This window comes from Aliivibrio thorii, from assembly GCF_057368585.1.
Genome location: NZ_CM170655.1, coordinates 637,400 through 656,351, shown reverse-complemented (window position 1 = coordinate 656,351; position 18,952 = coordinate 637,400). Strand labels below are relative to the sequence as shown.

Here is an 18,952-nt window from a genome sequence, read left to right as displayed (position 1 = left end):
TGCATCAAACCTTTCAAAAAGAAAATCTAGAAATAATCGAATTCGCTTTGACAAGCATTATAACTATTTCTAACCTAATGCTTGACCCGTCTACAAGTGCAGGGTTGATAATTTAACCTTGATGAGCAAGAGAACACACTATGTTGACTGTAACGCAAATGGCAAAACACCATAATATCTCCCGTACTACGGTCCTATATTATGAACGAGCAGGGTTACTTTACCCTGCTTATCGTTCTGATAATGGCTATCGTTGGTATGGAGATAAAGAATCTAAGCGATTAGACGCAATTATGGCTTATCGTTCGTTTGGCGTACCAATCACAGACATTATGCCGCTACTTGATCATCAAGACGATATGACACAAGAAAGTATTTTGCGTAATCAATTTAATGCACTTGAAAGTGAGATCCAACGATTACGGCAACAACAGAATGCAATAGTCATGCTATTAAAACAACCTACATTATTGGAGCAAAATATGGTTACTAAAGCACGCTGGGTCGAAATAATGAAAGCGGCAGGTCTTAACGAACAAGACATGCAAAATTGGCACAAACAATTCGAGAAAATGGAACCTGATGCTCACCAAGAGTTTCTAGAATCATTAAGTATTGATGCTAAAGAAATTACTGATATCAGAGCTTGGTCTAAAGCGTAATACATAAAAACGAAGACGCCTAAAGCAACTGGCCCTAGGCGTCTATTTTTTAATAAAGAAAGAAACTCATCAGACCCGTTTTTTAGATATAAATTTGGAAGAAAAACCCGTCACAAACATGGTTCCTGCTACCACTAAAATAGTACCGATAATCGCATTCATTCCAACGGTTTCACCTAAAAACAAATATCCCCACAAAATACCAAACGCAGGAATAAGGAAGGTCACAGAAAGGGCGGACGACGCACCAAGATCTTTAATTAATCGGAAATACAATAAATACGCAAGACCAGTACAGACTGCACCAAGCGCAAATACTGACAACATAATATCTGAGCTAATTGTTTCTCTTACTGGAATAAAAGGAACCAACGGTAGCACCAAGATTACAGAAGCCCACATACTGCCGTGCGCATTATTAAAAGGTTCAACACTTGGGGCATTCTTGGCGTAGTTTGTAGCAATACCGTAACTAAACGTCCCCATCAAGGCTGCAATCATCGGAATTATCGCCTCATCACCGACATTAATAGCTTCCCAACCGACAAGAACACCAACCCCAATAATACCTAGAACCAAACCAAACACGACCTCTTTAGTTAGCCAAGTTCGAGTCCATACCGCACCAATAATCGCTCCCCAGATCGGCGCTGTAGAATTAAGAATAGCTAACGTAGATACGTTTAATATTTGAGCTGAATAGGCGAATAGCAAGAAAGGTAAAGCCGAATTAAACAACCCCAGAGTAAGGAAATGCTTAATATTGGACATAAAACGTAAAGACTTTTTCAAAAAGAATGAAACGACAAGTAAAGTGACTGCTGCAAAAGCAACACGAGCTTCAATTAACACTGCAGGGCCAAGTGGATTTGCGGCAATCCTGACAAATAAGAATGACCCTCCCCACAAAGCTGCTAAGGTAAATAAGCTCAGTATATTAATCATCCATGGCTCCAAAAGATGGGGGAATTTTTAAGTGTGAGTTATAATAACAAATTACTCAACCCCATCGTTTAGAAAGTGACCTCTAGCGCTCGCCTTGCACTTCAAAATCATCTGCAATTAAACGAGCCTTACCATCTTCTTGAATCGTCCAATGCTCATTATGTACTACGCCAAACGCTTTATTCATCGTCCAGCTCGCTGTTAGCAAATAACCATTATCGCCAATCTTTTCCCATTTAACGTCGGTATAATCCACATCAGCAAATCCTTGGTCCATGATGTTTTGCCAAAATGCTTGGATCTCTTCACGGCCAGTAAACGTTCCAAATGGGCGAGCTTCCATCACCGTGCCTTCTGCGTATTGAGCAGCACAACCAGCAGCGTCTTGAGAATTAAAAGCCTGTTGCCATGCTGAAATACCGGTTTTGCATGCTGCTAAAATTTGTTCTTGAGTCATGATTGTTTCTCCTAATGTTTGTATGAGATGAACTATACGTGCATTATTAACAGCGAAAAACAGACAAATAAGAAAACACTGTTTAATATAACAGAACAATAAAGTCAGATAATACCATTCAAATAAGTAGAGATAGCATGCAAAAACTAAAACAAATGACCCTATTTATGACCGTGGTTGAATCAGGTTCCATCACTAAAGCTGCTGATAAACTTGACCTATCAAAATCAGTCATAAGCCAACATATCAAACAATTAGAAACTGATTTAGGTTTACCTCTATTAAAACGAACGACACGAAAACAAAGCCTTACTGCCTCAGGTGAGCATTTTTATTTACAGTGTTGCGAAATGCATCGATTAGCTGAAAAAGCCTGGAGTGATATTTTACATCAACAAGAATTTCCACAAGGAAAACTGACAGTAACCGCCCCTCACGCCTTAATGAATGACATTATTATTCCGGCGTTAAGCAGCGTATTTAGCGTCCACAAAAACGTGAAATTAAATCTAATAGCGCATGATGGTCAACTCGACCTAATGCAAGAAGACATTGATTTGGCTATCCGTGTTGGTGAATCAAAATTAAGTAACCTAAAGCAAAAGCGCATTGGAACCATACAAGACGTATTATGTATTACCAAAGACTATCCAGAATTTACTCTTGATAGCATTGAAGCCCTTCCTTACATTGCAAACCATTGGCAGCCTAAACAGATCTCACATCAGTTAGTAAATACGACAACACAATCTTCTCGAGTTATACACTTTACAGCTACGCATCAAGTAAACACGGTTCAAAATAGTTTGGCGTTAATAAAAAATGGATTAGGCGTTGGCCTTCTTCCTGAGTTTATTTATTTACAGCATCAAGATGAGTTAAAAGAAGTATTACCGAACTTTGAAATGAAAGCCTCTAATGTCTATGCGCTGCATCCATTCCATGGACAAGTCCCAATTGGTATAAGAATGGCTATTGCAGCAATTGAAAGTAAGTTAGATTAACAAATACTTTTATACATTCAGCTTATTTTTTAAATCATAGCTTGTCTCAATCTTTAGCAACGCATAGATATAGAAAAAAGGTATCATGTACGGATACATTATATTACGCATCAAACATACCTCTAACTAAAGGAAACGGTTATGAAAATCCGCTTTTATCTTCTAGCAGCACTCACTATGACATCACTTTTTGGCTGCGGAGGAGGTGAACAATCTCTAAAAGTAACAGCAAGCGCATACACTTCAAGTGTTGGTGAAACCGACGACACACCAAACCTTGCCGCTTGGGGCGATACGCTAAAACCAGGAATGAAATCAATTGCGGTATCAAGAGACCTTATCGATATGGGCCTTACTCATAATCAAGAAGTAACAATCGAAGGACTTGATGGCACCTATCTAGTACTAGATAAAATGAATAAGCGCTGGAAAAAGAAGATTGATATTTACATGGGTGAAGATGTCGAGAAAGCAAGACAATGGGGTAAAAAAGAAGTCGTTATCCATTGGACTGTAGAAGAAGAAAAGAAGTAGACACTTAATAACTATCACTTCAACACTTTCAATTAAAGTGGCCTCATAATGAGGCCACTTTTTTATATCTAAATATAACGATCCTAACTGCCGATCACACCACCATTATCTTTAGTCACCATCACAATAGTTGAGCGTGGTTTACTATCTCCCCCTTGAGGAAAATGTCCAGATGGATGCTGCACACCAACAAACATGGTTTTTTGATCTTCAGAAAAAGTGAGTCCGGTAATTTCACAGCCAATTGGCCCAGTTAAGAAACGACGCACTTCGCCTGTTTTAGGATCACCACACAACATTTGATTATTACCCTGTCCTGCAAAGTCTCCTTTGTTTGAGTAATTGCCGTCGGTTTGAATCCATAAACGCCCTGCTTTATCAAAACCAATGCCATCAGGGCTATTAAACATGTTGTCTTTATTGATGTTGTCACTGCCCGCGTACAAATTACCTTTATGAACCGTTGGGTTCCCTGCTATTAGGTACAAATCCCATTGGAATGTATCACTCACATGATTTGCATTAGTTGGTGCCCAACGCACAATTTGACCATAATGGTTTTCAGCTCGTGGATTAACGCCATCGACATCTTGACCTTCTTTTACCCCACGATATTTATTATTCGTTAATGTACAGAAAACGTGTTTTTTATCTGGATGAACTGCAACCCATTCCGGTCTGTCCATTGTGGTTGCACCCACTTGTGTTGCTGCTCTACGAGCAAAAATCATCACTTCAGCTTGGCTATTAAATCCATTTTCTTTGGTTAACCCATTCTTACCGTAAGTAAGTTCTAACCACTGGCCATCGCCTTCTAACTTATCGTCTTTCATTGTAAATTTAGCAACGTACAAGGTGCCTTCTTCAAGAAGGTTACGATTGACTGCGTTATTACCTTCTTGGTATTTATCTTTTGATACGAATTTATACAAATGCTCGCCACGTTCATCATCACCAAGATACACCACGACATGACCATCATCATTCACCACTAATGCAGCATTTTCATGTTTAAATCGACCTAGCGCGGTTCGTTTTAATGGGGTTGAGGTTGGATCATTCGGATCAATTTCAACCACCCAGCCAAAACGATTTGGTTCATTCGGATTTTTAACCACATCAAAGCGATCATCAAAATTATGCCATTGATAATCACTTTGCTCTGCTTTAATACCATAACGTTTATCATCGGCAGTTAAGGTTGCGTTTTGCTCTGAACCAAAGAAATCATTAAAATTTTCTTCACAAGTTAAATAAGTGCCCCACGGCGTTTCACCATTTGCACAGTTATTGAAAGTACCTAATACTTTTTTACCTGTTGGGTCAGCTTTGGTTTTTAATAAATTGTGGCCAGCTGCAGGGCCTGTCACTTCCATTTCTGTGTTTGCGGTAATACGGCGGTTTGCTTTACCTGTTGGATCCATCGTCCATTGACCGTTCTTTCTTACGATTTCAACAATGGTAATTCCTACCGCAGCTTGTGCTTTGGCAACATCATCTGCCGTCATTGCTTTGCCTTGATGTGCAAACAAGTATTCATAATTGGTGTATTCATTATTAACTGCAAGAATGGCGCGATCTTTTGATAAAGGGAACACACTCATACCATCGGTATTATCACCAAATTGCAGTGCTTGTGCTTTTGAATCTTGCTTTCCATTTGAGTTAAATTGAGGTGCGTTAGCAAAGATTGGGTCCCCCCACGACATCAACGTACTAGAGCGATAACCTTTAGGAAGAAGAATAGAATCACTGGTAGAAGTGGTAATGGCCTCAAAATTTAATAATGAATTATCCATGCTACCTGCAATGGCTTTCGCTACTGGATTTAACGCTAAAAAAACGCCTGCACCTGCCGCCGCGGTTCCCATTAAAAAACCTCGACGAGATAAACGTGCATTCACCATGTTGCTAAAATCTGATTCTTTCTCTACAAAATTGCTCATCACACTTCCCTTTTGAAATCGTTATTTTTATAAGTTCGTTTATACAATTATCTGTAGCCTAAAGGGAGTTTATGACAGTTTCGTGGAAGATTTATGGCGGTTTTATTTCTTGCGATTAAATTAAGATCCAGTTTAAAACAGTGAAAGAGACTATTTATATTTAAAATGTGATTATCCACTAGTAAATCCATATTAAACACGGTTAATAAAATAGAAATAAATGGTGGGTAAAATACACATGAGAAAAAATACACATACACACATACACACAAATTATAAATAAAATCAGCAACTTAATACCAACGCCCTTATTTTTAAAATAACCATTTATAATAAACTTAATTTTCTATATAAACAAACCATGAGCTAACATCTAAGTTATTAATCTCATACAAATAAACCAACCAATAAATGACATTATCATCAATAAAAACAGTTTATATTTAAATAATTAATATAACAATACGGTTATAAATTTATTTTTTATTGAATTAAGATCATAAATTTAACTTTATAAACTTTGAAAATATATTTAAAAAACAAAAAATACACCACGCAAATAAAATAGATTAGAAACATAACAAAGAGATATAAATAAATGAATAAACAATATTTCGTCTTGCTAGGACTAACACCGCTCGTCTTTCCTGTACAGAGTGCTACCATTCTTGATGTTCAAGACGTCGATATAACAAAGCTTCTTAATCCATTAAGTACAACAAATGCTGCAGGCCCCCCTAACCAATATAGTTTCATAGAACAAACTCATATTGAACAACAAGGAAAAAAGTGGGTTCGTCATCAACAACGATATCTCGGTATTCCCATCTATGGTCAATCTGTCGTGTCATTAAAAGATCACTATGGCGTAGCTCAAGCCATCACTGGCAATGTTGTCCAAGATATAGAGAATGATATTGGATCTACCTTACCTCTAATCAATCAAAATCAAGCTATTAACATTGCGAAAGAAGCAAATAAATCCAGCATAAAAAGAACAACAACATCTGTCCATACTAACACAGAATCCGCCGAATTAATGATTATAATTAATAGTCAAAAAATGGCACAACTTATATACCACGTTTCTTATTTAACCGTTAAAGATAAATCCCCATCCCGTCCAATCACGATAATAGATGCCAAAGATGGTCGCATTCTCGATCGTTGGGAGGGCATTACTTTTAAACAAGCTGAAGGGGCTGGTGGTAACCAAAAAAGTGGACGCTATTATTTCAATGACAATAGTAAATTTGGTGGATTTGAAGTTAATGATGCCTGTCAAATGGACAGCAAAAACGTCGTGACTCTTGATATGAATAGCAGCACCTGGAGCGGACGCATACATCAATTCACTTGTCCTGAGAATACAGCTCGTTCAGCCAATGGCGCCTATGCTCCAATGAACGATGCACAATATTTTGGTCAACAAGTCTTTGATATGTATGACGAGTGGTTAAACACTCGGCCGATCCGTCAAAAGCTAACGATGCGCGTTCATTATGGTAATAACTATGGTAATGCATTTTGGGATGGACAACAGATGACTTTTGGCGATGGAGGGTCTTACATGTATCCATTAGCTACTTGGGATGTCATAGCCCATGAAGTTAGCCATGGCTTTACCGAACAAAATTCTAATTTAGAGTACCGTGGTATGTCTGGAGGTATGAACGAATCCTTTTCCGATGTCTCCGCCGCTGCATTGAGCTATTTTGTTCACGGTTCTTTCAATTGGAAGATGGGGGAACACGTAATGAAACATTCTGAAGCGATGCGTTTTTTCATCAAACCATCACAAGATGGTGCCTCCATTCAACATGTTAGCCAATATTATAATGGCATTGATGTTCACCATAGTTCGGGGATTTTTAACCACGCTTTTTATCTTCTTGCAACTAGCCCAGATTGGAATATCAAAAAAGCATTCTTAGTTTATGCAACGGCGAATAAACTATTTTGGCAACCACGTTCAACCTTCCAACAAGGGGCTGAAGGGATTTGTCAGGCTGCAACACAACTTGGTTATGAAACGCAGTCGATAACTACGGCCTTTGAACAAGTAGGAATAACGGTACAACACTGTGAAAGCTCAACGCCGCTCCCACAGCCACCGAGACCCAACCCAGAAACGCCAACGCCCTCGAATGAAGCCACGTTAGTATTAAATCAGCCAACCGTAATAAAAGGAGTTTACGGTGACAAACCACGCTTTAGACTGAATAATCCACCATCCAATGGTTACGTTAGTATTGATACTTACGGAGGTCAGGGAGATATTGATATATTCATTGCCACGGATCGCCAACCAACACCGACGGATTACGACTGTTCCTCTCAAAATTCTGACACCTACGAAAGTTGCTTATTCTTAGATCATCCAGCCAATAGCTATCATGTATTGGTCGTAAGTAAGTCTGATTTTTCTGACGTCAGTTTACTCATTCGAGGAAACAGTAACCCGACACCGCCGCTACCTACTCCACCGATACCACAACCTGACGATTATTGTGCATATATACCAGAATGGAGTCCATACACCCACTACTATTACCAGGAAGTCGTACAATCGAATGGCTATATGTTCCGCTCCATTCAACCATCATCAGGTTGGCACCCTTATTTCTACCCAACAGTATGGCAATACCTTCGCCCTTGTTAATTAGTAAGCGCTTAATGAACTAGTGATGCTTTACTCTGCATCACTCATTTCAACGAGCCACGGCATAAGATCCGACATATCATCAGCTGGATCACGTTTAGGTAACTCCGTAAATAAATACTGGAAGTAATAATACGGGTTAATGTCATTAGCGCGGCATGTCATTACCAAGCTATACAAGTTAGCACTCGCCTTCGCACCCTCGACAGAAGTCGAGAACATCCAGTTTTTTCTACCTGTGGTAAACGGCCTAATGTCTCTTTCTGTGGCATTATTATCGATACTAATATCACCATCCTCAAGATAGGTGAGTAATTTACGCCATTGCTTTTGAGTGTAGGCGATGGCTTTACCTAATGCCCCTTTTGGTAAGACATTTTGAACATCAAGCCACTCTTTAAATTCACTCAATATTGGCTCTGCTTCCTGTTTTCTTATCTTCTGCCGTTCATTTGCGGATAATCCCTTTGCCTTTTTTTCTACGCCGTAAAGTTTGGCGATGAAGTTGAGGGCTTTTTCGGGTTTTCCCGCTTTTTTAGAGGGTGACGCTTTTTGTGCATCGGTGAATTTTCTACGAACGTGTGCCATGCACGCGGCTTGTGTTACGGCATCTAATGTGTCGTATACGCTGTAGCCATCAGAGAGTAAGTATCCTGAGTAATCACCTAAAAAGTCTTTTGCACACGTTGCTGCACGGCTTGGGTGATAATCATAGATAACTACAGGGTTTTTAATGAACTCACCACTCCGGTAAACCCACATATAAGATTTGCTTTGCGCTTTTCTATCTTCTTCGCGTAGCACTTGTACTGTGGTTTCATCTGCGCAGATAAGCTTTTCATTAAGCAGTCTTGATTTCATTTCATCAATGACTGGTTTCACTTTGTTACCCAACTGAACGCACCAATTGGCTAACGTCGCACGACTTATATCAATGCCTGAGCGGTTTAATATGTCGACCTGACGATACAATGGCAAGGCATCCACGTATTTAGCGGTCACGACTGCCGCAAAGGCGTCAGCCCTGATAAAAGCCAGTTGAGTTGTTGCCTGCTAATGTGGAGCGCACCATCAATATTTGGTGTTGGCCATTTGAAGGTTCCTTTTTCTAAGCGACGATAATAAAGCCAAAAGCCATTGGTATCCCAAAACAAGATCTTGAGTTTATCTCGATTGCGATTACAAAAAATAAACCAGGCTTCACTGAATGGGTCCATTTCCAGCGTTTTGGCGACAATGAGTGATAAGCCATCAATGGGCATTGTGATTTTTCTCATTTCTCATTTGCATTTGAAAGCAAGACAAAAATAAGATTGCTTACCATATATAAAGTTAACAAAGAAGCAAATGGATGTATGGAAAGCTTATATCCCATTACAGGTAACTATAATGGGACATGTTCATTCTCTTTAGAAACAATCAGTTAAGAAGAAGGGGAAAGAAAGGAAGTAAGCAATAATTAAATTTTAAAAAAATCTAATTCAATTTTTTGAGTGATGGCCAATCTAGACAACTCATCAGAAGATTGTCTAGTTTGATTAATAACAGATACATTTTGAGTCACTAGATCAAAAGTTCGTGTTGTATTATTTGATATATCTTCAGTCACATGAAATTGCTCTTGTGATGCAGTAGCTACTAATGTATTAATATCAGAAATTGATTGAACAGATGCAACGATACTATTAAATGATGCTTTTACATTTTCAGTTAAATCCACAGACTCTTGAATTGACTGAACATTTTCCATCATGTTCTTATTAGCTTTTTCAGATTGAGTTTGAAGCTTACTGATTATATCCTGAATATTAGTTGTTGATTCTTGAGTTTTTGCTGCCAAACTTCTAACCTCATCCGCAACTACAGCAAACCCTCTTCCCGCTTCACCAGCTCTTGCTGCTTCTATAGCTGCATTTAATGCCAACAAATTGGTTTGTTCTGAAATACTACTAATAACATTAGTCACTTCACCTATATTTATAGCATCATCTCTCAATGCACTAATCATTTTAGCTGTTTCTTGAACAGAGTCATTAATATTAACAGTTAACAAAATAGAGCTCTCTAACATACTATGACCATTTGTAACATCAGCTATAGCTTTTTGAGCCTCTTCTTCCGCATGAGCAGCATTAGTTGTTACCTCTTTTGAAGTGCTAGACAGTTCACAAATAGCCGTTGATATTTCTTCAACTTGTCCTAATTCATGTTGAGAATTATGTTCAGCTTCAAGCATCACTTTAGTTAATTCTTCAGATGATTTTTTCACACTATTAGATATGGAATGACTAGCAGTTACTATCTCTGATAATTTTTTATTTAAAATTACGACTGACTTATATATACCACTATCATTTTCTGATGAGTTAAGCTCCTGAGTAAGATCTCCATTTGCTATATTAAATAATATTTCAGATATTTTTTCAGGTTCACCACCAATTGGCTTATAAATTAAATTATTTACCATATAAAATATAGATACTAATGCCGCAAGTAGAATAACAGTAAATATAATTACGGATTCTTCGAACATCGATGTGCTAGGTTCATATACATCACTTTCATATTCATAGATAATTACAGTCCAATCGTATCGCGATAAATGCGAAGCACTCGCAACAACATAGTCATCTGTATTCTTATCTAAAAACCTCATATATCCATCATCAAATTGCGCATACGTTGGTTCAATGTTACTAATATTCTTACCAACTTCCAGCGGATCTTTAGCAGCAACAATATATCCATCATCATTAAAAGCAAAAATCTGATTTTTTTCAGTTAAAGTATCAATAAAATCATTAATTACAGCTTGTTCTATCTCAACACCGACAACGGCTACAATTTCTTCCTTTTTGTAAATCGGCACCACAAAAGTAAACACATCAATATTATTACTATTTCTGTAAACATCTGTAATTACTTCTTTTTCACCTGAAAATCCTCTAATGTACCATTCTCTTTGCGCTTTTTTAGCATTAAAATTAGGCGTAAAACTTCCATTTTGCTCAAAGGTAGAACCATCTTTAAATCCAACAAAAGCACTTTCTGTATCACTTGTTTTAGCTAAATTACGTAAAAACTTTGCCGTTGTTTTTTTATTTAACGTACCGTCATCATTAAAAGCGATTCCAAAAGAGCTCAATGAAGAAAAATAACTATCTAATTTTTCATCTAATGCTATTGAGATTAAAGTAGCTCTGCTCTCTGTTGAACTTTGAACAGACTCACTATTAAAGTTTTTGAATTCTCTATACCCATTCCACGTCAAAGAAGAGGAAATTAACAGTAATAATATTAATGTAAATAGTAATATTTTATTTTTTAACGGCATTATTTTAACCTAATTCATAGTAGTCAATTTTCGATATAACTTGATATCATAATTCTTATTACGTATATACTCATTCGAGTTTATACAGAGTTCAATCTACCATAAAGATATATTAAATATAAGTTCCAAGGTTAATTTTTAATAATTTTTAACTAAATATTGCTTCCAATTAGTCTCAGTTTTTTTATATCTGAACTTACAATACTCTTTAATATCAAACAGATACTCATCTTCAATTTCATTAAGTAGATTATTATGCTTAATTTCTTGATTACCATAAACCAAACACAGTATTGAAAAATAACGTTGTAAATCAAAACTATACTCACCAATAAATTCTCCGAAATCATAGTAGTTAGGTTTATGCTCTGATTCAAAAGAGAACATTTTAGCCGCATTGATAGCTATATCATCCCCGCCTTCAATATAACCAAGTAATAAAAAAGTCGCAAAATCATCCACCGCATCCTCTTCCTTACCTAAGATCACAAGTTTGCGCTCTGCGATAAAAGCATGCCCTGCTTCATGTAATAAAGTATGTAGCAAGCTATCTAAAGCACCTTGCTGAGGATATATATTTAACATTTCTTGATGTTTACTTCCTACAAAGTAGGAAGCTGATCTTTGAAAAAAGGAATAAGGAATAAGGAATAAGGAATATTAATTGGGTTATAAGAGGGTTCTTCCAAGCCGCCATATTGAAGAATTAATTGATTATTAAATGGAAAATACTCTTGAGACAACGTCAAAAAAATTGAATTAACATCACTATCTTTAATTATTCTTTTGACAACTTCATCCGATTTACTTTCCGGTTTCATATACTGAATAACGATATTACTTTTATTCACGTAACCATTCGATGAAGGTAACATTAAAAGTAAAAGTGCTATATTCTTCATAGAAATTAATTATAGTTAAAATTAGATTTATCCTATATCACTAGCTACCTTTTTTATATCAAATAATAATTATTACTATTTAGCTATCTACCGCATAAAAATCTCCCCCCTCAATTACAGAGAACTACATTGTTAGGTACTCAGTTAAAAGAAAAATAACCTTTTATGAACAAGAAAGGTCAGAAAAGATTGAGAATCATCTGAACATCAGTACAATGCGAAAACCAACAACGTTGTAAACCATTCAATTTTACATTTATATAAAGGCCTGTTACGTGGATAAACATGAAGAAGTTTTAGTCGCTATTCGTCAGATAATTCGAGCTATCGATTTACAATCGAAAAAACTAAACAAAGAATATGGATTAACAGGTCCTCAACTTATTTTAATGCGTGCGATTCAAAGCATGCATAATGTAACGATCAAAGAGCTATCAAATCATACGAACGTAAGCCAAGCGACAACGACTACCATTATCGATCGCTTAGAGCATAATGGTTACGTTCAGCGCATTCGTAGCGAATCAGATAGACGAAAAGTGCATGCTAATTTAACTGAAAAAGGGGCAGAATTACTAAGTAAAGCACCTTTATCTTTACAAGATAACTTCGTTAATAAATTTCATAATCTAGAGTCGTGGGAACAAAGTCTTTTATTATCTTCAATGCAACGAGTTTCTTCTATGATGAATGCTGAAGACATTGATGCTGCCCCCGTTCTACAGCTCGAAAGCATTGCTAAAATCTAGTTATTTTTATTTCTAGATACGATTTAAACAAAAAAGCCTCTAATCAAGAGGCTTTTTTTTATTGCATAAATAATCGTTATATAAACCATTTCCACCAAATAAAAACAGCTAAAAAACCAAACAAATAAATAAGACCAACAATAGACAGGACTTTAAGTTTTGGCCCCATTTTTAATTCGTCAGGTAACTCAGTTCTTGTTACTAAAATGTAATTAAGAACGGCAAAGATAGGTGTTGTTATGAAGGCCATTATCATGGCAAAATTTAGCATTCCCATTAATGAAGATATAAATAAAGTAACAATCAGCATCGCTATTGATGAAACAATAATAACCCACCAATTATAGTGCTTAGGTTGATTTAATGGTTTACCTTGCAATAACAATTGAGCTTCTGATACAGCACGAGAATAGCCATCAATAACAGTAATGGTACTGCCAAAAATACAGAAAAAAGCAATCACAGTAATCAAATAACGAGACCATTCACCAATTGTTGCCGCATAAATACCAACTAATTGATGAGAGAAACCAATTCCAGACGCTTTAAATTCAATACCCGAACCGTATAAAACCAAAGCTCCTAAAGATAGGAAAACAACAGCAAGTAATGCCGTTCCAATATACCCAACATTAAAATCAAACAGTGCCGATTGTGCTGTTACTTTCTGAGTTTGGCATTGTCGTTTTAACCACACAGATGTGATACTTGAAATCTCTATTGGCGCAGGCATCCATCCCATCGTGATCACTAAAAAACCAATAGAAGCAATTGACCATACTGATGGGCCTTGATAATCAACAGGGGCAACAGAACCATTAGAAAAAGCAACGCTTAATGCAACAAGAGTCGTTACTGTAAGTACAGCCATTATTATTTTTGAGAGGATCTCTAACGCCTTAAAGTGCCCAGCAAACAATATGGTCACGCAAGTTGCAAGAATAATTCCAGAAAGAACATTCAATGATAAGTCAAAAGGCAAAAAATACCCTAATAGACTTGCGCTAAATAGTAATAACGCCGCCGTATTAATTACCGCAGAAATAGCACTTAAGACTAAAAACACCCATAAATAACCACGCCCTAATTTGTGGTAGCCTTGAATAATACTGTCACCGGTACCAACAGTATATTGAACGCCCGCTCGAAAAAATGGATATTTAAGTAGATTAACCGCAAGAATTAAAAACAGCAGCTCCCAACCATAAATCGCCCCTGCTTTAGTTGAAGCAACGAGATGAGAACCACCAACCGCAGCAGCAGCCATCATTATGCCAGGTCCTAGTGACCTAAATAAGTCTTTCATTTGTAACTTTGGCTTCATGCCATTTTGAGAGCAAGATGGTTCCATATGCGATCTTCTTTTCTATTTACATTGATATTAACAAATGCCTTAAATGAATAAACTTAACTTACATTTAAGCTAACAATTAAGTTACATAAAGGTTTCTAACAAAGCAATTTAAAAAATGAATAAATACACCAAATTCCAAACAATGACTAAACCATCAATAGCACTTGGTATTTACTTGTTCTTAAAAAACATTCATTCACACAGAAAATAAAATAAGCTCGTATCAATTAGAATATTAATAAAAAAGGCCGCTAACATTAGCTAATGCCAGTCAGTTAAGCGAACATCAATAAAAACAAGGGCTTCAGACGAATTTATTACAATCATTCTGAAGCCCTTGTTGTATCTATCTTTCACTCTCTTAACGGGTACTTTGCCATATCTATTAGACATTGAATAAATAGTGCATAATTACTCAATAAAGTGACTAACTGATCGGCATTAGCTAACATTAGCGACCTTTCTTATCGTATTTATCATGAACATGATGGTAAGTCTTCACAGACTCTTTGGAACAAGAGCGTACTCACTTTTCTCTAGCTGCCAATCTTTCAATAAAATCATTATTGAATATGGCTAGAACCGTAATAAAGATCGCCATTGATTAACTGGAAATTCAATGTATGAGATGTCCCATAATTATCCACTAGATAAACGTTGTGATTTTTCCTATGAGTAGTAGCAAGAGGCATAGGCCAAGCTTTTGTCGTGGATTTTTGATATTCTTGACAATATCTCACATATCCCACTCCGGTTGGAAGCGGGCGAAAACCCCAACGAATACACTTGTTGGTAGTGTGAGTGGTTATTAAGTTTTTCCCATAACCATAAGCAAGATTAAATAACGTTTTAGAGTCTAATGGAATATCAAGCGACCACGGATCAGATATTTTATAAGACGTTGTATAATTATTCATGTCTTTAGGTAAAAACTCAACAAAATACAGATAACTTCCATTAGAATTAACCTCCAACATTTTTCCATTTTTAGGGTCTGAATAAACATTATTGTTACTGCTTTTCCCTCGAAGATGTCCCTTACCCACAGTAAATTCTATGTTATTTAAGTGGCTTTTAGGTGATATGGAGTAACTTTTAATTTTTAGCTTTTTATTATTTGTTTCATTTGTATAGTTAATATCGAAATCATCAGTTGTATATTTAACTGGTCGCTTGGCATTAATAACCACACTATCTTGGTTTGTAGAATCGAAACAAGTTGTATCTGTAATTTCTCCGTAATTATTGTGTTCTGCGGTTAATTCAACACAGATATCCATATAGTCAACCTCTCTAGAGGTAACATATACTGCTTCCGCAGCCTGAGCGCTTTGTAAATTCGAACCAATTCTGGAGCGAGAGTCGATTATATGATCAAATTCATTTTCAATATGTGAAACCTTCCAAGTTGATGGTAAATCAAGACCTATATCTTTTTGCTTAAGTTCTATTTTTGGATTATAAAAGCCATCAGATAAATCGTATTTAACTATTAATTTTGCCTGCATATTTCCGTTAGCGTATATATTTAATTTATCACCAAGGCTTGAATGGATACTCAAAGACCTTGTTGCAGACAAAGGTGGCCCTGATGGAGATGGCGGAGTAGACGAACCTGGTCGACCATTATCCCAGCTACCATCAGGTGGCAAAGAAATAGATAGAGCACTTGATGATAAAAATACTGATAATATACTCGAGATTATTAATATTTTATTTTTCATAAATAGAATCCTTATTTAATTAAAAATAATTAAAATTATGTATTAAATCTATCAATGTAATAAACTTACAATGATATTAAAAACATTGATAATAGTTACGTGGATGGTATAGGTAAGTAAATATTAAAATAGTTCAATTACTGATAAATAGTTATCTACTTTTCTAACACCCATAATAATTTTAGATTCAGTACCATAATAATCAGTCACTCTAATGGCACTGCTATTTCTGCTTATACTTTTTGATGCTATAACATCTCTATCATAAACTTCAACGTCACCTGAACCTACGCTTGTTATAATATCGCAAGGAATATTTGTATTAGAGCTAGAATATGGTACTGAACAATTCAGATAACTTTTATAGCCTGCTTGATACTTTCCTCTATCTAATCTCATAATTTCAGTGATAATTGAGAATAAATAGTTTGGATCACTTTTAAATGCATAAGGGATGTTTTTTTCTAAGGTACGTCCTTTAAAACTATTCCATCCAGCAGACTCAACGTATTTAATTTTATTAACATTCATACTCGGTAATACTGCCCAAGCCATAATGTGCGATAAATGATACGGCTCGTCACTTGTCAGTGTTGTATTGCTGTATTGACTAATCAAACTATCCTGTAAATAAAGCGTAGATGTACTCTCTGATAAAAGATGATCAACTTCAATATCTAAAATAGTCGGTGTTTCGCTTGTTTTCCTTAATACTTGCTCCTTAATTTCTTGAGTCAATATTCCTGTCGGTTGATTTAGCGTATGCTGATATTCGTAGTCATCTATTTCTGAAGATATATCCCACGGTAAAAGCTCAAAATTATTTTTTGTTAAATACACGGGGTTGATTGCATTAACAAACACACTTGCTTGGTTAGTTCCAGGCTCACATGTTGAAGTCGTGAAATCTTGCCCATCTTTACTTGCCGTTAATTCAACACACACTGATACTGATCTTGGCGAATTTGTCGATAAATAACGCTGTACAAAATTAGAGCTTCTTAAATGACCAATTCGTTGCCCACCAATATTATGTAGGTATTTATTTTCGTGCGAAGACTGCTCCCAGTCATCTAAATCTTGCCCTGTATTGTATTTTTTTAGTGTCACACTTTTTAATGAATACCCAGGTTCAAGATCATAAATAATATCTAATGCAGCTTGCATATTACCATTCGCATATATATCTGTACTACTTAACCCGCTGTCAGATACTATCCTTAAATCTCGAACCCATGAGCCAGGTGGATTCGAATATACATTTAATGAAACAAGTGTGGATAAAAAGACACTTGATGTAAATATAAATTTTCTCATAATATAAATTTCCTTTTTAATTTAGTTGAATAACAAACTCACTACTTAATCATTTATTTCAGCCACCCCCTCCAATATATAAATATTATTTAAGATATGTATCTTTATTAATTATATTTATGCAGCACCAATAAGAAGCCCATCACCAATAGTTTTATCAACAAAACGGGAATAAAAACCTTGTCTTTGATTAATACCTTGTTGTAATGCATTAATTACTTGAGGTGAATGGGCTGCAGAATTCGACACAAAAACGGATGAAGATTGGGTAACCTCTGAAGTACTTGAGGTACTGTTCACTTGTGTTTGAGCAATAATTTGATCGGTAATTGACCAAGGGTCTTTAGAAACAGACAAACCTCGTTTTGCCCAATCCACTCTCATATCAAATTTTTTGTCCGACTTAATCCAACTCTGTTTTGTTTTACCAAACGATTTTCCGGTGAATGACGTCACTAACTTAGGGTTCCAATTATCCACCGTTTTAATGATCCCTTTAGAAACTCCACCACCAAATTTAATGATTGAACCCCATAATTTCAGCTTTTTATCATCTTGTACCGTCGCGGCCATTACCATTGAGGCGCCAACGACGCCAACCATGTCGGCTGATAGACCCGCAAATTTGATGGCTGGAGCTTGGGATATTTGACCCAATATATTTTTATTAGAAAAGCCTGTAATTTTAATAAACGTCTTTGATCCCCATGCTTTATGCGCAAAGGACATTCCGCTCCCTGCTTTGATCGTTGAGGCAACGCCTTTCAGTCCTCCAGCAACGGCTCCCACTAAACCAAAAGCCGCCGACGCAATTCTTAGCCCCTTCGTTGCTGGGTTTGAACTATCATCAATACCAGCGACCGTCATGTCAAGGACACCACTTATGGCACCTGCAACACCTCCTATTACGCCTAACGCAATGGCAAGGGTTGCTCCTCCTGTGACCACTGCGGAAACCGCAACGGCAATCCCTACAATAAAACTGAATAACCCAAAGAAAAAACCTCTAAAATTAAATTCTCCCGTAGGATCAAATTGATTAATTGGATCATTAACACAATAACTATATCCATTAACCCCCCCCTTCCCATGAGGCGACTCTAAATTATCAAATTGCAAAAAACTCTGTGAGAGTGGATCATATACACGATAGCCATTGCCTGTATGGTAAAGTCCTATATGAGTCTCCAAACGGTGTCCATGATAGCCAAATTGTCCTAAATCAATAGATAAAGGGAGCACTTTGTCAAACACCATTGCATTCACAGGAAACGCTTTGTATGACCACAATGTCGCCCCACTAACACAAGCTGTTTGTTTTAAAAAATCACGTCGAGATAAATTATTCAACATTGAATTATC

16 protein-coding genes and 1 pseudogene are annotated in these 18,952 nt (G+C 36.5%); 5 read left to right on the top strand and 12 right to left on the bottom strand.

The window, feature by feature from the left end:
- The first annotated feature begins 140 nt into the window (after window positions 1-140).
- Complete coding sequence (locus tag AC2IP4_RS17110; protein ID WP_375319963.1) at window positions 141-662, top strand: MerR family transcriptional regulator; 522 nt, start codon at window positions 141-143, stop codon at window positions 660-662.
- 69 nt (window positions 663-731) lie between these two features.
- Here AC2IP4_RS17110 and AC2IP4_RS17105 read toward each other — a convergent pair whose 3' ends face one another.
- Together AC2IP4_RS17105 and AC2IP4_RS17100 are read right to left on the bottom strand one after the other, a co-directional pair.
- Window positions 732-1,607 carry a DMT family transporter gene (locus AC2IP4_RS17105; RefSeq protein WP_486311180.1) on the bottom strand — a complete coding sequence of 292 codons (876 nt, stop codon included), beginning with the start codon at window positions 1,605-1,607 and terminating at the stop codon, window positions 732-734.
- Between the two features lie 82 nt (window positions 1,608-1,689).
- Window positions 1,690-2,064, bottom strand: coding sequence for a YybH family protein (locus tag AC2IP4_RS17100; RefSeq protein ID WP_375319965.1), 375 nt, complete (start codon window positions 2,062-2,064; stop codon window positions 1,690-1,692).
- 137 nt (window positions 2,065-2,201) lie between these two features.
- Between AC2IP4_RS17100 and AC2IP4_RS17095 the strand changes: the two genes are divergently transcribed.
- Together AC2IP4_RS17095 and AC2IP4_RS17090 are read left to right on the top strand one after the other, a co-directional pair.
- The gene (locus tag AC2IP4_RS17095) at window positions 2,202-3,068 is read left to right on the top strand and encodes a LysR family transcriptional regulator (protein WP_375319966.1); all 867 of its coding nucleotides are present in this window, start codon (window positions 2,202-2,204) and stop codon (window positions 3,066-3,068) included.
- Between the two features lie 141 nt (window positions 3,069-3,209).
- Window positions 3,210-3,602: a 3D domain-containing protein gene (locus AC2IP4_RS17090; RefSeq protein ID WP_105055655.1), complete on the top strand. Its 393-nt coding sequence runs from the start codon at window positions 3,210-3,212 to the stop codon at window positions 3,600-3,602.
- Between the two features lie 83 nt (window positions 3,603-3,685).
- Here the strand turns inward: AC2IP4_RS17090 and AC2IP4_RS17085 are convergent, their stop codons facing one another.
- Window positions 3,686-5,548: a PhoX family protein gene (locus AC2IP4_RS17085; protein WP_375319967.1), complete on the bottom strand. Its 1,863-nt coding sequence runs from the start codon at window positions 5,546-5,548 to the stop codon at window positions 3,686-3,688.
- 598 nt (window positions 5,549-6,146) lie between these two features.
- On the opposite strand from AC2IP4_RS17085, the gene AC2IP4_RS17080 reads away from it, so the two are divergent.
- Window positions 6,147-8,210 (top strand): M4 family metallopeptidase, encoded by a 2,064-nt coding sequence (locus AC2IP4_RS17080; RefSeq protein WP_486307785.1) that lies wholly within the window; start codon window positions 6,147-6,149, stop codon window positions 8,208-8,210.
- A gap of 30 nt (window positions 8,211-8,240) precedes the next feature.
- Here the strand turns inward: AC2IP4_RS17080 and tnpC are convergent.
- From tnpC to AC2IP4_RS17055, 5 genes and pseudogenes are all read right to left on the bottom strand, one after another.
- Window positions 8,241-9,233: pseudogene (tnpC, locus tag AC2IP4_RS17075) on the bottom strand (IS66 family transposase); the annotation flags it as partial.
- Complete coding sequence (tnpB, locus tag AC2IP4_RS17070; RefSeq protein WP_486307823.1) at window positions 9,209-9,427, bottom strand: IS66 family insertion sequence element accessory protein TnpB; 219 nt, start codon at window positions 9,425-9,427, stop codon at window positions 9,209-9,211. The pseudogene tnpC and the gene tnpB, both read right to left, overlap by 25 nt.
- Window positions 9,428-9,669: 242 nt before the next feature.
- A complete protein-coding gene (locus AC2IP4_RS17065) occupies window positions 9,670-11,544 on the bottom strand; it encodes a methyl-accepting chemotaxis protein (protein ID WP_375319970.1) in 1,875 nt (624 codons plus the stop codon).
- 138 nt (window positions 11,545-11,682) lie between these two features.
- Window positions 11,683-12,129, bottom strand: a complete 447-nt coding sequence (locus tag AC2IP4_RS17060; RefSeq protein WP_375319971.1) for a DUF4344 domain-containing metallopeptidase — start codon at window positions 12,127-12,129, stop codon at window positions 11,683-11,685.
- 17 nt (window positions 12,130-12,146) lie between these two features.
- Window positions 12,147-12,395, bottom strand: a complete 249-nt coding sequence (locus AC2IP4_RS17055; protein WP_375319972.1) for a hypothetical protein — start codon at window positions 12,393-12,395, stop codon at window positions 12,147-12,149.
- Window positions 12,396-12,721: 326 nt separating this feature from the next.
- Here AC2IP4_RS17055 and AC2IP4_RS17050 point away from each other — a divergent pair, with 326 nt between their 5' ends.
- Window positions 12,722-13,195, top strand: a complete 474-nt coding sequence (locus AC2IP4_RS17050) for a MarR family winged helix-turn-helix transcriptional regulator (RefSeq protein ID WP_105055652.1) — start codon at window positions 12,722-12,724, stop codon at window positions 13,193-13,195.
- Window positions 13,196-13,271: 76 nt separating this feature from the next.
- Here the strand turns inward: AC2IP4_RS17050 and AC2IP4_RS17045 are convergent, their stop codons facing one another.
- The 4 genes from AC2IP4_RS17045 to AC2IP4_RS17030 form a co-directional block, all read right to left on the bottom strand.
- Window positions 13,272-14,546, bottom strand: a complete 1,275-nt coding sequence (locus tag AC2IP4_RS17045; RefSeq protein ID WP_486311179.1) for an NRAMP family divalent metal transporter — start codon at window positions 14,544-14,546, stop codon at window positions 13,272-13,274.
- A gap of 566 nt (window positions 14,547-15,112) precedes the next feature.
- Window positions 15,113-16,273, bottom strand: a complete 1,161-nt coding sequence (locus AC2IP4_RS17040; protein ID WP_375319974.1) for a hypothetical protein — start codon at window positions 16,271-16,273, stop codon at window positions 15,113-15,115.
- A 123-nt stretch (window positions 16,274-16,396) separates the two neighbouring features.
- Window positions 16,397-17,590: a hypothetical protein gene (locus AC2IP4_RS17035; protein ID WP_375319975.1), complete on the bottom strand. Its 1,194-nt coding sequence runs from the start codon at window positions 17,588-17,590 to the stop codon at window positions 16,397-16,399.
- 117 nt (window positions 17,591-17,707) lie between these two features.
- Window positions 17,708-18,943: an RHS repeat-associated core domain-containing protein gene (locus AC2IP4_RS17030; protein WP_486311178.1), complete on the bottom strand. Its 1,236-nt coding sequence runs from the start codon at window positions 18,941-18,943 to the stop codon at window positions 17,708-17,710.
- Between the last annotated feature and the right edge of the window lie 9 nt (window positions 18,944-18,952).

Excerpts from the sequence above, each read along its gene's own strand:
- AC2IP4_RS17110 (WP_375319963.1), top strand. The coding sequence starts at position 141 with ATGTTGACTGTAACGCAAATGGCAAAACACCATAATATCTCCCGTACT.
- AC2IP4_RS17105 (WP_486311180.1), bottom strand. The coding sequence starts at position 1,607 with ATGATTAATATACTGAGCTTATTTACCTTAGCAGCTTTGTGGGGAGGG.
- AC2IP4_RS17100 (WP_375319965.1), bottom strand. The coding sequence starts at position 2,064 with ATGACTCAAGAACAAATTTTAGCAGCATGCAAAACCGGTATTTCAGCA.
- AC2IP4_RS17095 (WP_375319966.1), top strand. The coding sequence starts at position 2,202 with ATGCAAAAACTAAAACAAATGACCCTATTTATGACCGTGGTTGAATCA.
- AC2IP4_RS17090 (WP_105055655.1), top strand. The coding sequence starts at position 3,210 with ATGAAAATCCGCTTTTATCTTCTAGCAGCACTCACTATGACATCACTT.
- AC2IP4_RS17085 (WP_375319967.1), bottom strand. The coding sequence starts at position 5,548 with ATGAGCAATTTTGTAGAGAAAGAATCAGATTTTAGCAACATGGTGAAT.
- AC2IP4_RS17080 (WP_486307785.1), top strand. The coding sequence starts at position 6,147 with ATGAATAAACAATATTTCGTCTTGCTAGGACTAACACCGCTCGTCTTT.
- tnpB (WP_486307823.1), bottom strand. The coding sequence starts at position 9,427 with ATGGACCCATTCAGTGAAGCCTGGTTTATTTTTTGTAATCGCAATCGA.
- AC2IP4_RS17065 (WP_375319970.1), bottom strand. The coding sequence starts at position 11,544 with ATGCCGTTAAAAAATAAAATATTACTATTTACATTAATATTATTACTG.
- AC2IP4_RS17060 (WP_375319971.1), bottom strand. The coding sequence starts at position 12,129 with ATGTTAAATATATATCCTCAGCAAGGTGCTTTAGATAGCTTGCTACAT.
- AC2IP4_RS17045 (WP_486311179.1), bottom strand. The coding sequence starts at position 14,546 with ATGGAACCATCTTGCTCTCAAAATGGCATGAAGCCAAAGTTACAAATG.
- AC2IP4_RS17040 (WP_375319974.1), bottom strand. The coding sequence starts at position 16,273 with ATGAAAAATAAAATATTAATAATCTCGAGTATATTATCAGTATTTTTA.
- AC2IP4_RS17035 (WP_375319975.1), bottom strand. The coding sequence starts at position 17,590 with ATGAGAAAATTTATATTTACATCAAGTGTCTTTTTATCCACACTTGTT.
- AC2IP4_RS17030 (WP_486311178.1), bottom strand. The coding sequence starts at position 18,943 with ATGTTGAATAATTTATCTCGACGTGATTTTTTAAAACAAACAGCTTGT.